This window comes from Ruegeria sp. CDSA021 (assembly GCF_059612325.1).
The window spans coordinates 114,559-127,963 of record NZ_JBXWQJ010000011.1 but is presented as its reverse complement, the minus strand read 5'-3'; the positions used below and the strand labels follow the sequence as shown (position 1 = coordinate 127,963).

12 protein-coding genes are annotated in these 13,405 nt (G+C 57.1%); 6 read left to right on the top strand and 6 right to left on the bottom strand.

Translation table 11 applies throughout. From position 1 onward, the window contains the following. Positions 1-4 precede the first annotated feature (4 nt). Entirely contained in the window at positions 5-901 is an 897-nt protein-coding gene (locus AC2FLD_RS15480) for a ParB/RepB/Spo0J family partition protein (RefSeq protein ID WP_496670219.1), read from the top strand. Here AC2FLD_RS15480 and AC2FLD_RS15475 read toward each other — a convergent pair. The 4 genes from AC2FLD_RS15475 to rph are packed head-to-tail and all read right to left on the bottom strand — an operon-like array spanning position 891 to position 3,715. After that, positions 891-1,244, bottom strand: a complete 354-nt coding sequence (locus tag AC2FLD_RS15475; RefSeq protein WP_496803722.1) for a YbaN family protein — start codon at positions 1,242-1,244, stop codon at positions 891-893. The genes AC2FLD_RS15480 and AC2FLD_RS15475 overlap by 11 nt on opposite strands. A 2-nt stretch (positions 1,245-1,246) precedes the next feature. Further along, positions 1,247-2,401 carry a radical SAM family heme chaperone HemW gene (gene hemW / locus AC2FLD_RS15470; RefSeq protein WP_496670217.1) on the bottom strand — a complete coding sequence of 385 codons (1,155 nt, stop codon included), beginning with the start codon at positions 2,399-2,401 and terminating at the stop codon, positions 1,247-1,249. After that, positions 2,391-3,005, bottom strand: coding sequence for an RdgB/HAM1 family non-canonical purine NTP pyrophosphatase (gene rdgB / locus AC2FLD_RS15465; RefSeq protein ID WP_496670216.1), 615 nt, complete (start codon positions 3,003-3,005; stop codon positions 2,391-2,393). The genes hemW and rdgB overlap by 11 nt, the downstream gene beginning before the upstream one ends. Then, entirely contained in the window at positions 3,002-3,715 is a 714-nt protein-coding gene (rph, locus tag AC2FLD_RS15460; RefSeq protein WP_050604640.1) for a ribonuclease PH, read from the bottom strand. Before rph ends, rdgB begins: the two co-directional genes overlap by 4 nt. 112 nt (positions 3,716-3,827) lie before the next feature. Between rph and hrcA the strand changes: the two genes are divergently transcribed. Further along, positions 3,828-4,892, top strand: coding sequence for a heat-inducible transcriptional repressor HrcA (hrcA, locus tag AC2FLD_RS15455; RefSeq protein WP_496670215.1), 1,065 nt, complete (start codon positions 3,828-3,830; stop codon positions 4,890-4,892). Between the two features lie 10 nt (positions 4,893-4,902). Continuing rightward, the gene (locus AC2FLD_RS15450) at positions 4,903-5,466 is read left to right on the top strand and encodes a nucleotide exchange factor GrpE (RefSeq protein WP_496670214.1); all 564 of its coding nucleotides are present in this window, start codon (positions 4,903-4,905) and stop codon (positions 5,464-5,466) included. Between the two features lie 59 nt (positions 5,467-5,525). Here the strand turns inward: AC2FLD_RS15450 and mutS are convergent, their stop codons facing one another. Then, positions 5,526-8,141, bottom strand: a complete 2,616-nt coding sequence (gene mutS, locus AC2FLD_RS15445; protein WP_496670291.1) for a DNA mismatch repair protein MutS — start codon at positions 8,139-8,141, stop codon at positions 5,526-5,528. Between the two features lie 163 nt (positions 8,142-8,304). Here mutS and AC2FLD_RS15440 point away from each other — a divergent pair, with 163 nt between their 5' ends. Both AC2FLD_RS15440 and AC2FLD_RS15435 read left to right on the top strand, forming a co-directional pair. Continuing rightward, a complete protein-coding gene (locus AC2FLD_RS15440; RefSeq protein WP_496670213.1) occupies positions 8,305-10,560 on the top strand; it encodes an NADP-dependent malic enzyme in 2,256 nt (751 codons plus the stop codon). A 3-nt stretch (positions 10,561-10,563) separates the two neighbouring features. Beyond that, positions 10,564-11,436 (top strand): ribokinase, encoded by an 873-nt coding sequence (locus AC2FLD_RS15435; RefSeq protein ID WP_050604635.1) that lies wholly within the window; start codon positions 10,564-10,566, stop codon positions 11,434-11,436. On the opposite strand, the gene msrA is transcribed toward AC2FLD_RS15435, so the two are convergent. Then, the gene (gene msrA / locus AC2FLD_RS15430; RefSeq protein ID WP_496670212.1) at positions 11,433-12,104 is read right to left on the bottom strand and encodes a peptide-methionine (S)-S-oxide reductase MsrA; all 672 of its coding nucleotides are present in this window, start codon (positions 12,102-12,104) and stop codon (positions 11,433-11,435) included. The genes AC2FLD_RS15435 and msrA overlap by 4 nt on opposite strands. Before the next feature lie 103 nt (positions 12,105-12,207). Here msrA and AC2FLD_RS15425 point away from each other — a divergent pair, with 103 nt between their 5' ends. Next, entirely contained in the window at positions 12,208-13,302 is a 1,095-nt protein-coding gene (locus AC2FLD_RS15425; RefSeq protein ID WP_496670211.1) for a GlxA family transcriptional regulator, read from the top strand. The last annotated feature ends 103 nt before the right edge of the window (positions 13,303-13,405 follow it).

Sequence of the window (13,405 nt, the reverse complement as noted above, 5' to 3'; positions counted from 1 at the left end):
CGGCATGAGCGCCAAGAAAGCAAAATCCAGAGGGTTGGGGCGCGGGCTGTCCGCTCTTATGGCAGATGTAAATCCCGAAACGGAAGGGCGAGTACTGACCGAAGCGCGTCGGCCTGATCTGAAGGTTCCTGTTGAAAAGCTGAAGGCCAACCCCAATCAGCCCCGCCGCACTTTCCTGCCCGAACAGCTGGACGAGCTGGCCGCTTCGGTTAAGGAAAAGGGCATTATCCAGCCTTTGATTGTGCGTTCAACCGGGGTCGATGAATATGAGATCGTTGCAGGTGAACGCCGTTGGCGCGCGGCGCAAATGGCTCAGCTGCATGAAATTCCGGTCATTGTGCGGGATTTCGACGACACCGAAGTTCTGGAAGTTGCAATCATAGAAAACATCCAGCGTGCGGACCTGAACGCCGTGGAAGAAGCCGCTGGCTATAAGCAGCTAATGGATCGCTTTGGCCACACGCAGGAAAAACTTGCCGAGGCCTTGGGTAAAAGTCGTAGCCACATCGCCAACCTTCTGCGTCTTTTGTCTTTGCCGTTGGATGTTCAAGATCTTGTTATTGAAGGGAAAATATCGGCAGGACATGCGCGGGCGCTGATTACGGCCGAAAACCCTTCGGAGTTGGCGAAGCAGATCATCCAAGGGGGTCTGTCGGTGCGTGCAACCGAAGCTTTGGTTAAGAAGCAGCAACAATGTGATGCTGGGCGTCCTACGCCGCGATCCAGAAACCTGGACGCGGGCAAGGATGCGGATACACGGGCGTTGGAAAAAGATCTGTCTGCAATTCTGGCGATGAAGGTCTCGATCAATCACAAGGCTGGAACTGAAACGGGTCAGGTTGTCCTGACGTATGAGAACCTAGACCAGCTTGACGATCTGTGTGCCAAGCTCAGCCGTTAGGTCGCGTCCAGATAAAGGCCATTACACCGCCCAGGACGACGGCTTGAATGGCCAGAACGAAATTCGGGGCGGACATCCAAATTGAGAGACCAAAAACGGAGGCGACTGAAACAGTCGCCGCCTTTTTTGCCGCAGGTCGAATAGCGCCAGAGCTCTGCCAGTCTTGTATCAACGATCCGAACAGTTGATGAGTCAGCAGCCAAGTGTGCAAGCGTGAAGAAGATCGGGCAAAGAAAAATGCAGCCAATAGCAGGAATGGAACAGTAGGCAGAAGGGGAAGGACTACCCCAACCGTCGCCAGCGCAACACATAAAAGTCCCAGTCCGGCCCAAAGGTAATGCATGGTTAGCTCAAAAGCTCCCGAATGACGGCGTTCAGTACGGCACGACCGTCAGCTGTTGCCCGAAGCCTGCCGTTTTCATGTTCAATCTTTTTGATCCCGATCAGGTGGTCAATGGTATCTTCTGAGAGTTTTCGACCCGCTAAGCGCTCCCACCTATCTATATCTAGACCTTCTGAAATCCTCATACCCATCATAAGGTATTCATTGGCCTGATCTTCAAGAGATAGCGCTGTTCGCCCCTTCTCTCCGCTGCTGCGCGTAGCCGCATCAAGCCAGCGCTGTGGATTCAGGTAGGTCTCGGTCGCGTATTTCTGTTCGTTCAGAGTAAGTCGCCCATGGGCACCGGGACCAATGCCCACATAGTCTCCGTAACGCCAATAGATCAGGTTGTGTTGCGATTGCGCGCGCGTGCGCGCGTGGTTGGACACCTCATAAGCGGGTAACCCATGTGCTTCACAAATTTCCTGCGTGATCAGATACATGTCGGCGGCGCTGTCGTCCTCTGGCAGACCACGTAGTTTTCCAACGGCATAGCGGTCGCCAAAGGCAGTTCCGTCTTCGATCGTCAATTGGTACAGCGACAGGTGGTCCACGGCCATCGACAGGGCTTCGTTTAGTTCCGCACGCCAGGCTTCGGGTGTTTGGTGCTGTCTGGCATAGATCAGATCAAAACTCACGCGATCAAAGCAGGTCCGGGCGATGTCAAAGGCGGCGCGGGCCTCGGCAACTGAATGAATGCGGCCCAGGCGACGCAAATCTTCGTCATTCAGGGCCTGAACCCCCATCGAGATTCTATTGACGCCTGCGTCCCGATAGGCCGCAAACCGGCCAGCCTCGACCGATCCGGGATTGGCCTCTAGCGTGATTTCCATGTCGTTGGAGGGGCGCCAGAGCGCGCGCGCCTCATCAATTACCGCAGAAACGGTTTCCGGGTCCATCAGGGAGGGGGTACCACCCCCAAAGAAGATCGTGTTCAGTACCCGACCTGGCGTTTCAGCGGCAGAGCGTTTCAGCTCGCTCAGATAAGATTCAAGCCATTGTTTTTGATCAATTTTATTCGAAACATGGCTGTTGAAATCGCAATAGGGGCATTTGGCCTCGCAAAAAGGCCAATGGACATACAGGCCAAAGCCCCCGTTGCGCCAATCATCCGCCAAAGCAGCCTTTCACGAACTTCTCAACCGCGCGGCCGCGGTGGCTGATCTTGTTCTTTTCCCAGCGATCCATCTCGGCAAATGTAATGTCGTATCCGTCAGGAACAAACATCGGGTCGTAGCCAAATCCGCCTTCACCACGTATGGGCCAGACCAAGTGGCCGGGGGCGATGCCTTCGAACACTTCATCATGGCCGTCGGGCCAGGCCAGCACCAGAGTACTACGGAATTGCGCGGTGCGGGGGTGTGGGGCGTTTTTTGCCTCCAACTCATCATGCGCGCGGGTCATGGCCATCAGGAAATCGCGGCCGTTGCCGGTTTCCGCCCAATCCGCAGTGTAGACACCGGGCGCGCCGTCCAGCGCATCAATGGTGATCCCGGAATCGTCCGATAGGGCAGGCAGACCCGTGGCATTGGCGGCGGTGTGGGCTTTGATCCGCGCGTTGCCTACAAATGTGTCCTCGGTTTCTTCCGGCTCGGGCAAGTTCATATCCCCAGCACCCACAACAGTGACACCAAATGGCTCGAGGAGATGCGTCACCTCTTCAAGTTTGCCTTTGTTATGGGTGGCGACCAGCAGCCTGTCCCCATCGAACGTGCGGGTCATGCCGTTGCGGCTTTCTGGGCAGCAGCCAACTCGCCGACACCCTTTTCGGCCAGATCCATCAGCTGATCCATTTGCGCACGACTAAAGACAGAACCTTCGGCACTCATCTGCACTTCGATCAGTTTACCCGATCCGGTCATGATGAAGTTGCCATCGACACCGGCTTCGCTGTCTTCGGGATAATCCAAATCCAGCACCGGCTGACCGGCATAAATACCGCAGGACACAGCCGCAACAGGGTCTACCAAGGGATCCGAGATCACGTCGCCCGTTTTCATCAGCTTGTTCACAGCCAGGCGCAGGGCCACCCATCCGCCGGTGATCGAGGCGCAGCGCGTCCCACCATCTGCTTGAATCACATCGCAGTCGACGGTGATCTGACGCTCACCCAGCGCAACGCGATCCACACCGGCACGCAGGGCACGGCCGATCAGACGCTGGATTTCCACGGTACGACCGCCTTGTTTACCGCTGGCAGCTTCGCGCCGCATCCGGGTGTTTGTGGCGCGGGGCAGCATACCGTACTCTGCTGTGACCCAGCCCAGGCCCGAACCCTTGATAAAGGGCGGCACGCGATCCTCGATCGTTGCAGTGCACAAAACGTGTGTGTCGCCCATTTTGATCAGGCAGGAACCTTCGGCATGTTTGGTGAACCCCGTTTCGATTGAAACGGCGCGCATTTCGCTTAAATCTCTTCCAGAGGGTCGCATCGGAATTCCTTTGTTTGCTGGGTTGGGGATAACGCCCCGCAGCGTTACGATGCAACCCCGATTGACCTTTCATTTGCCTGCTATTTAATGACGGATGAGCAGGGGAAGACGCATGAGCGAAGCAAGCAAGATTCTGGACGAAATGAACACCCGGTCACGGGAAGTGTTCCGGCTGATTGTCGAGAGCTATCTGGAAAGCGGTGAACCCGTCGGCAGCCGTACGTTGACGCGTACCTTGTCCGAGAAAGTAAGCGCCGCCACCGTTCGCAATGTGATGCAGGATCTGGAATTCCTGGGCCTTTTGGACAGCCCTCATGTCAGTGCCGGTCGAATTCCAACGCAGCAGGGTCTGCGGATGTTTGTGGACGGGTTGCTTGAGGTCGGAGATCTGGGCGCGGATGATCGGCAAAAACTGGAACAGACTTTAGGCTCTAATACGGGCGATGTTGGCGGGATGCTCGACCGTGTGGGTTCGGCTTTGTCACACGTGACACAAGGGGCCTCGCTGGTTTTGACGCCCAAGCATGAATCGGAAATCAAGCATATTGAATTCGTATCGCTGGGCCATGATCGGGCTTTGGTGGTTCTGGTTTTCTCGGATGGTCATGTGGAAAACCGTCTGTTCAGCCCGCCACCCGGACAAACCCCCAGTTCAATGCGCGAGGCCGCGAACTTCCTCAATGCGCTCATCGAGGGGCGGACGCTTAGCGAAGTGCGCCGGCAGATGCAGACGCAGATCGATGCACGCAAGCAGGAAATCGACATTCTGGCGCGTGAGATGGTGGAAAGCGGAATGGCTGCCTGGGACGGAGATGGTAGCGACTCGGCCCGTTTGATCGTGCGCGGGCGAGCGAATCTGTTGAACGAACCGGGTCAGGCCGAGGAACTTGAACGGATTCGGACCCTGTTTGATGATCTGGAACGCAAGCGGGACATCGCAGAATTTCTTGAATTGACCGAAGATGGCGAAGGTGTGCGCATTTTTATTGGGTCTGAGAACAAACTTTTCTCACTTTCGGGTTCCTCTTTGGTGGTGTCTCCATATATGAACGCTGATCGAAAGATAATCGGTGCGGTCGGGGTCATCGGACCCACGCGTCTGAATTATGGACGGATCGTGCCGATCGTGGATTATACGGCGCAACTGGTCGGAAAACTGATATCCGACCGGAGCTAGAGGGTAAGAGATGGCAGAGCCCAAGAACGAAGATTTTCTGGACGATATCGCAACCGCCGAAGCGGAAGAGCTGGCCGAAGAGCTGATGGACATCAGCGAAGAAGAACTGGAGCTGGACGCGCTGCGTGCCGAGCGGGACGACTACAAAGACAAGTTCATGCGCGCATTGGCAGATGCCGAGAATGCGCGCAAACGTGGCGACAAGGCGCGTCGCGATGCGGAACAGTATGGCGGGTCGAAACTGGCCCGCGACATGCTGCCGGTTTACGACAACATGAAACGTGCGCTTGAAGCCGCGACGGATGAGCAGAAAGAAGTTGCCGCCGGTCTGCTGGAAGGCGTTGAGCTGACGATGCGTGCGTTGAAGGATGTGTTCCAGAAGCACGGGATTGAGGTGATCACACCTGAGGTTGGCGACCGGTTCGATCCCAATGTGCATGAGGCGATGTTTGAGGCACCGGTGCCGGGCACCAAAGCGGGCGATATCATTCAGGTATCTGCCGAAGGCTTCATGTTGCACGACCGTTTGCTGCGCCCGGCGCAGGTTGGGGTATCATCGACACCTGCGGGCTGATTGGCCTCTGCGAGGCCTAGCCCTCCGGCGGGAGTATTTTTGAAAAGATGAAGGGGCGGTCAGGATCTGGCCGCCTCTTTCAGTTTGTAGATCAGGTCGAGCGCTTCGCGGGGGCTGAGTTCGTCGGGCAGGACATCGTCCAACATATCAGTTACAGGAGATGCCTTTGGGGCAGGTGGCGGAGGTGGCGACACGGCTGAAAACAACGGCAGATCGTCGATCAGGGCCTTCTGCTTGCCGCCTTCCCGCTCGGTTTTCTCGAGTTGATCCAATACGATACGGGCTCGTTCCACGACCGACGTGGGCAGGCCGGCAAGCTGTGCAACTTGCACACCATAAGATCGGTCGGCGGCGCCTTTGTGGACCTCGTGCAGGAAGATCACCTCACCTTCCCATTCCTTGACCGCAACGGTTGCGTTGTCCACGCCTTCCAGTTTACCAGCCAAAGCCGTAAGCTCGTGATAGTGTGTGGCGAACAGAGCGCGGCATTTGTTGGTGGCGTGCAGATGCTCCAGAGTCGCCCAGGCAATGGACAAACCATCATAAGTTGCTGTTCCACGCCCGATTTCGTCGAGGATAACCAGGGCGCGGTCATCGGCCTGGTTTAGAATTGCAGCGGTTTCGACCATTTCGACCATGAAAGTCGAGCGTCCTCGGGCCAGGTCATCCGACGCGCCGACCCGGCTGAACAATTGGCTGACAACACCGATATGGGCTTGTTCAGCAGGCACATAGCTACCCATTTGTGCCAGCAGAGCGATCAGGGCGTTTTGGCGCAGGAAGGTCGATTTACCAGCCATGTTGGGGCCGGTCAGCAACCAGATGGCCGCGCCGTCATCTGCGCTGAGATCGCAGTCGTTGGCGATAAAGGCATCGCCGCTTTGCTGCCGCAGGGCGTGTTCAACGACCGGATGTCGACCGCCCTCCACGCTGAACGTGCGCGATGTGTCCACTTGTGGTCGGCACCAGTTTTCCCCGCGCGCCAAATCGGCGAGCGCAGCGGTCAAATCCAGTTCCGCCAACCCACGGGCGGCTTGATTAAGTCGCGCCGCAAGGGCCAAAATATCATCAGAAAGCCCTTGATAGAGCCGCTTTTCGATCTCAAGTGCCAGATTCCCGGCGTTTAGGATACGGGTTTCGATCTCAGAGAGTTCGACAGTGGTGAACCGCACCTGATTGGCGGTGGTCTGACGATGAATATAGGTCTCGCTGAACGGTGGGTTCAGCATTTTCTCGGCATGGGTTGCCGTGGTTTCGATGAAATACCCCAGCACGTTGTTGTGCTTGATCTTAAGCGAGGTGATACCCGTGTGTTCCGCGTATTTCTGCTGAAAGCCGGCGATGACCGAGCGGCCTTCGTCGCGCAGGGTGCGGGCTTCGTCCAGTTCGGCTTCGAAACCGGGGGCGATGAAGCCGCCGTCACGCGCCAGCAGGGGCGGTTCCGCAACCAGCGCTTCGTCCAGAAGGGTCAAGAGGTCGTCAAACCCGGTCAGGTTTTGAACGGCGGTTGATAGCAATACTGGCAACTCTTGAACACTGCACAAGCTGGCAATTGCGGCCGCTTGCTCCAACCCGTTGCGGATGGCAGCCAGATCGCGCGGACCACCCCGTTCCAGCGACAAGCGAGACAAGGCGCGGTCCAGATCCGGTGTTTTCCGCAGTGCTTCACGCAGGTCTGACGCAATCAGGCTGTCTTCTGCTGCGAAGCTTACTGCATCTAGGCGTGCGTGGATCACGTCCAGATTTCGGGACGGGCTGGACAGGCGTTGTTCCAGCAATCGTGCTCCGCCCGGTGTCACGGTGCGATCGACCACGGACAACAAAGACCCGGCGCGACCACCAGAGAGAGACCGCGTCAGTTCCAGATTGCGGCGCGTGGCGGCATCGATCTGCACGACGCGGTCTTCTGATTCCTTGAGAGGGGTTTGCAGCAGGGGCAATTTGCCTTTTTGCGTGATCTCAAGATAGTCGATCAGTGCACCCATCGCCGAAACTTCGGCGCGACCGAAATTCCCGAACGCATCCAGCGCACCGACGTGAAACAAACCGCAAATGCGCTTTTCCGCCGCTGCGCTGTCAAAGCTGGCGCGTCCCACAGGCGTCAGAGAAATCCCCAGATCCCGAACCGGTTCATTGATCTTGTCTTGCACTCCGTCGGCCACGATCAACTCGGAAGGGGCCAGCCGTGCCAGTTCGGGGCTGAGGCGCGCGCCGGTCAAAGGCATCACGTGAAACGCGCCGGTCGAGATGTCGGCCCAAGCCAGCGCGGCTTCATCCCGCACCTCGGCATAGGCGGCCAGAAAGTTGTGACGGCGGGCCTCCAGCAGGGCGTCTTCGGTCAGTGTTCCGGGCGTGACCAGACGCACCACATCTCGCTTTACGACTGATTTAGAGCCTCTTTTTTTGGCTTCTGCGGGGCTTTCCATCTGTTCGCAGACAGCGACACGAAAGCCCTTGCGGATCAGAGTTAGCAAGTAACCTTCGGCCGAATGCACCGGCACGCCGCACATCGGAATGTCTTCGCCGTTGTGCTTGCCGCGCTTGGTCAGGGCGATGTCCAGCGCTTCGGCTGCATTGACGGCATCTTCAAAGAACATCTCGTAAAAGTCGCCCATGCGATAAAACAGCAGGGCATCGGCGTGGGCCTTTTTAATTTCGAGATATTGCGCCATCATCGGCGTGACTGTGGACAAAAGCGGCCCCCTTTTGGCGTATTCCGGGCGCGACCTTACAAACCCGGCCCCCGCGACGAAAGGCGAAAACGTATTCTCGTTGAGGCGCGCCGTTGCCTGCGCTATCACGCACAAGTCCCGCAGTTGTAAAGAAACGACCTATTCCATGCCCAAAGCGAAGATCACCAAAGAAGAGGCGCTGGCCTTTCACCTGGACCCCACCCCCGGCAAGTGGGAGGTGCAGGCCACCGTTCCCATGACCACGCAACGCGATCTGTCGCTGGCCTACAGCCCTGGTGTGGCTGTTCCATGTGAAGCAATCGCGGCAAATCCCGAAACGGCTTATGACTATACCAACAAGGGCAACTTGGTGGCCGTGATTTCAAACGGAACCGCGGTTCTCGGTCTTGGCAACCTTGGTGCACTGGGCTCGAAGCCGGTGATGGAGGGTAAATCGGTCCTGTTCAAACGGTTCGCCGATGTGAACTCGATCGATATCGAACTGGACACCGAAGACCCGGATGAGTTCTGTCGCGCCGTGCGCCTGATGGGACCGACATTCGGTGGTATCAACCTTGAGGACATTAAGGCGCCCGAATGTTTCATCATCGAACAGCGCCTGAAGGAAGAGATGGACATCCCAGTCTTCCACGATGACCAGCACGGTACGGCGGTGATCTGTGCGGCGGGCCTGCTGAACGCCCTGCATATCTCGGGCAAAAAGATCGAGGATGTGAAAATCGTCCTGAACGGTGCGGGTGCCGCGGGGATCGCCTGTATCGAGCTGCTTAAGTCCATGGGTGCGCGGCACGAGAATTGCATCGTCTGTGACACCAAAGGCGTGATCTATCAGGGCCGGACCGAGGGTATGAACCAGTGGAAGTCCGCCCACGCAATCACCACGGATCTGCGCACGCTGGAAGATGCCATGAAAGACGCGGATGTGTTCCTGGGCGTGTCGGTCAAAGGTGCAGTCACGCAGGAGATGGTCGCCAGCATGGCCGATAATCCGGTGATTTTCGCGATGGCGAACCCCGATCCCGAGATCACACCAGAAGAAGCGCACGAAGTCCGCGTTGATGCCATCGTGGCGACCGGGCGCAGCGACTACCCGAACCAGGTGAACAACGTTCTGGGCTTCCCCTATCTGTTTCGAGGCGCCTTGGACATCCACGCCAGGGCTATCAATGACGAGATGAAAATTGCCTGTGCCCATGCGCTGGCCAATCTGGCGCGCGAGGATGTACCGGATGAGGTTGCCATGGCGTATGGCAAATCGCTGACCTTTGGGCGCGACTATATCATCCCGACGCCGTTTGACCCGCGCCTGATCCACCGTATTCCTCCAGCTGTTGCGAAAGCCGGGATGAACACAGGCGCCGCACGCCGTCCGATCATTGACATGGAAGCCTATGAGTTGAGCCTCAAATCCCGGATGGACCCGACGGCCAGCATCCTGCGTGGCTTGAACGCGCGCGCGCGTCAGGCGCAAAGCCGCATGATCTTCGCCGAGGGCGATGATCCCCGCGTGTTGCGTGCAGCAGTCATGTATCAGCGTTCGGGCTTTGGCAAAGCGCTGGTGGTTGGCCGAGCCGACGACGTCAAACTGAAGCTGGAAGAAGCGGGATTGGGCGATGCCGTGCGCGAGTTGGAGGTGGTGAATGCCGCCAACACGGCGCATCTCGAGACCTATTCGAATTTCCTCTACGAACGCCTGCAGCGTAAAGGTTTTGATCGCAAGGATATTCACCGCCTGGCGGCGCGGGATCGGCACGTATTTTCGTCGCTGATGTTGGCGCATGGTCATGGCGACGGCCTGGTCACCGGAGCAACGCGCAAGTCTGCACATGTGCTTGACCGGATCAACCACGTGTTTGACGCGGATGCCGCTCATGGCGCTGCTGGTGTGACGGCATTGTTGCACAAGGGTCGGATCGTTCTGATTGGCGACACGCTGGTGCATGAATGGCCGGACGAAAACGATCTGGCCAACATTGCCGAGCGTTCCGCAGCCGTCGCCCAACACATGGGCCTGGAGCCCCGGGTGGCATTTGTCAGTTTCTCTACCTTTGGCTATCCGGTTTCGGAGCGCGCTGAGAAAATGCACCGTGCGCCAGCGGTTCTGGACCAACGCGGCGTTGATTTCGAGTATGAAGGCGAGATGACCGTGGATGTGGCACTGAACGTGGATCAGCAGGTTGCCTATCCGTTCTCGCGTCTGACCGGCCCGGCAAATATCCTGATCGTTCCGGCGCGGCACTCGGCGTCGATCTCAACTAAATTGATGCAGGAAATGGGTGGCGCGACCGTGATCGGTCCGATCCTGTCGGGCATCGACAAACCGATTCAGGTCTGTTCGACCGTGTCGACCGCCAACGATATTCTGAACATGGCCATTCTGGCTTCATGTGACATTGGATAAGTCATGACAATCTGGAACCTCGGCTCAATCAACGCGGATATGGTCTATGATTTGCCGCATCTGCCCGCGCCGGGGGAAACCCTGGCTGCCCTTGGACTGGATCGGTTTCTGGGCGGCAAGGGGGCCAACATGTCGGTGGCGGCAGCTCGGGCCGGATCGCGTGTCAGCCATATTGGCGCTGTTGGCCAGGATGGGCGCTGGGCGAAAGATCGATTGACGGAATATGGCGTGGATACGCTTTTTATTTCTGAGGTGGATTTGCCTACTGGGCACGCGATCATTGCGGTGGATGCTGAGGGTGAGAACCTGATCATCCTTTATCCAGGTGCCAACCACGCGTTGGATGTCAGCCATCTGGGGCAGGCGCTGTCATCGGCAAACACGGGTGATCTGCTGATCTTGCAGAATGAAACCAACGCGCAGGTGGAAGCTGCGCAATTGGGGCACCGGTTGGGATTAACCGTGTGTTATGCCGCAGCGCCGTTTCAGGCACAGGCGGTGAAGGCGGTTCTGCCCTATTTGGATTTCCTCATCCTCAACGAGGTCGAGGCTGAACAACTGCGTCAGGAAACCGGGTTGAGCGCATCTGATATGCCGGTTCGGCACGTCATCGTCACGCTGGGCTCAAAAGGCGCGCGGTATTTGCAGCAGGGCAGCGACCCGGTCGAGTTTGCGGCACATAAGGTGCAGGCCGTGGATACAACTGGGGCGGGCGATACATTCACCGGTTATGTTCTTGCAGGTATGGATCGCGGGATGCCGATGGAGCAGGCCATTTTACAAGCAAACCGCGCCGCAGCCCTAATGGTGATGCGGCACGGAACGGCTGATGTAATTCCTGATCTCAAAGAAGTTCGCGACGCGTCCTTCGATTAAGACCCGACAAATGGCGCATCTGTGCCCCAAAGCTGTTTGACACGCGCGTCACGGCCGCAGGCTTTGCGGTAGGCTTTGTAGGCATTGTGCTGTCGCTTGGGGCCGAACCGCGTCAAGATCAGTTTATTCCCCTTGTAGTAGTCCTGATGATACGCCTCAGCAGGATAAAAGGTGCCCGCGTTCAGGATCGGAGTAACAACGGCTTGGCCCAAGGCCCGCTGCGCATCAGCTTTTGCTTCCGTGGCCAAAGCCTTTTCCCCTGTGTTAGAGACGAAAACCGCAGTGCGATAGCTGTCTCCACGGTCGCAGAACTGACCTCCGGCATCTGTTGGGTCGACCGAGCGGAAGAACATGTTCAGAAGCGTTTCGCGTGAGACCTGACCCGGATCAAACGTGATCTGGACCGCCTCATAGTGGCCGGTTCCCCCTTTTGAGACCTGATCATATGTGGGATTTGCCGACTTGCCGCCGGTATAGCCTGAAACTGCTTCGATGACGCCCGGCACGGATTCAAAATCCGATTCCACGCACCAAAAACATCCACCGGCCACGGTCAGCGTTTCGGTTCCTGCCGCCGGTGCCGGAAGCGCGCGCAGAATTGCAACCAAGGTGATCAGCGTGAAAAGAAGGGCTGGTTTGAGCGTGTCGAGATAAGCAGTCCGTGTCATATCAGGTCTCCTTTTGGGACCAAGGTGACCCGAGATCGACCAACTTGCAATTGCCTGACATCTCATGTCACGCGCTGGTGAGACGAGTTTATCGACAACGGTCATGTCTGAAGAAACCTTGTGTATCGGTAGTAAAAGAACTCTTCTGAAATTTGGTGAAGCAAGGTTGGGATCAGGATCGATGGTTCAGGAGGCGCAGGTATCAACCCGTTTGTTGGTCATTGTTGCACCCAGCTTCAACATGGCGGCGACCATGGGGTTCATTGACCCGTTTCGGGCCGCGAACTATCTGGACGGAAAGCCTTATTTCACATGGGAGTTCCTGTCCGAAACGGGGGGCTTCTGCGTATCCAGCAATGGTGCGGGTATCGAGACTCGGGCGCTTGATAAACAACGTTTGACCGAAGCTGACATTGTCATTGTGTCCTCAAGTTGGACGCCAGAGCGGCACCTGACATCTAAACTGGGAACAGTTTTGCGACAGCTTGCACGAAGCGGTGCGACTTTGGGCGCCTTGGATACCGGCGCTTTCATTCTGGCGCAAGCCGGTCTGCTGAATGGACGGCGCGCGACTGTCCACTATGAGCACATTGATGCATTGCAAGAGCTTTACCCGGACATAGAAGTTGTCGAGAACCTGTATGTCATGGACGGCAATCGGCTCACTTGCTGCGGTGGATCGGCGGCAATCGACTTTGGGCTGCAAATTCTTCAGGGGATACATGGCAGCGCCCTTGCCAACGCAGCAGCCAGATACGTGTTTCATGACCGGTTGCGTGGCCCGGCGGAACAACAGCAGCCGCAAGGTACTGAGCCTTTGGGAACAACGGCGCCAACCAAGCTCAAAATGGCGATTCAGGTGATGGAGGCCAACCTGGAGGAAACTGTACCCGTTCCCGAGATTTGCAGGCGTGCTGGGATTTCTCATCGTCAGCTGGATCGGTTGTTCGCGACGTATATCAAGAAAACACCTGCGCTTTACTACCGTGACATTCGGCTGGATCGGGCCCGTGGTCTGGTCACACAGACTGAGCTTCCTATTGCAGAAGTCGCTTTGGCCTCAGGCTTTTCCAGCCCCGTGCATTTCAGCCGCACATATAAAGAAAGGTTTGGCTTGCCTCCGACGCGCGACAGGGTCGAGGGCAGGGTCCCGTTCGAATTCCGCGCCTGGCCGATGCATCGCAAGCCCAAAGTCTGACGCAGTGGTATTTATCAAGTTGGCTAAAAATGAATATAGTGCGGCGAAAAAAGTAAAGAGTTTAGCTGAGACTCAGAAGATCATACGCGTCACACGTCAATCA

Bases quoted from the DNA above. Each gene is read 5' to 3' on its own strand.
- AC2FLD_RS15480 (WP_496670219.1), top strand. From the start codon at position 5: ATGAGCGCCAAGAAAGCAAAATCCAGAGGGTTGGGGCGCGGGCTGTCC.
- AC2FLD_RS15475 (WP_496803722.1), bottom strand. From the start codon at position 1,244: ATGCATTACCTTTGGGCCGGACTGGGACTTTTATGTGTTGCGCTGGCG.
- rdgB (WP_496670216.1), bottom strand. From the start codon at position 3,005: ATGACCCGCACGTTCGATGGGGACAGGCTGCTGGTCGCCACCCATAAC.
- rph (WP_050604640.1), bottom strand. From the start codon at position 3,715: ATGCGACCCTCTGGAAGAGATTTAAGCGAAATGCGCGCCGTTTCAATC.
- hrcA (WP_496670215.1), top strand. From the start codon at position 3,828: ATGAGCGAAGCAAGCAAGATTCTGGACGAAATGAACACCCGGTCACGG.
- AC2FLD_RS15450 (WP_496670214.1), top strand. From the start codon at position 4,903: ATGGCAGAGCCCAAGAACGAAGATTTTCTGGACGATATCGCAACCGCC.
- mutS (WP_496670291.1), bottom strand. From the start codon at position 8,141: ATGATGGCGCAATATCTCGAAATTAAAAAGGCCCACGCCGATGCCCTG.
- AC2FLD_RS15440 (WP_496670213.1), top strand. From the start codon at position 8,305: ATGCCCAAAGCGAAGATCACCAAAGAAGAGGCGCTGGCCTTTCACCTG.
- AC2FLD_RS15435 (WP_050604635.1), top strand. From the start codon at position 10,564: ATGACAATCTGGAACCTCGGCTCAATCAACGCGGATATGGTCTATGAT.
- msrA (WP_496670212.1), bottom strand. From the start codon at position 12,104: ATGACACGGACTGCTTATCTCGACACGCTCAAACCAGCCCTTCTTTTC.
- AC2FLD_RS15425 (WP_496670211.1), top strand. From the start codon at position 12,208: ATGTCTGAAGAAACCTTGTGTATCGGTAGTAAAAGAACTCTTCTGAAA.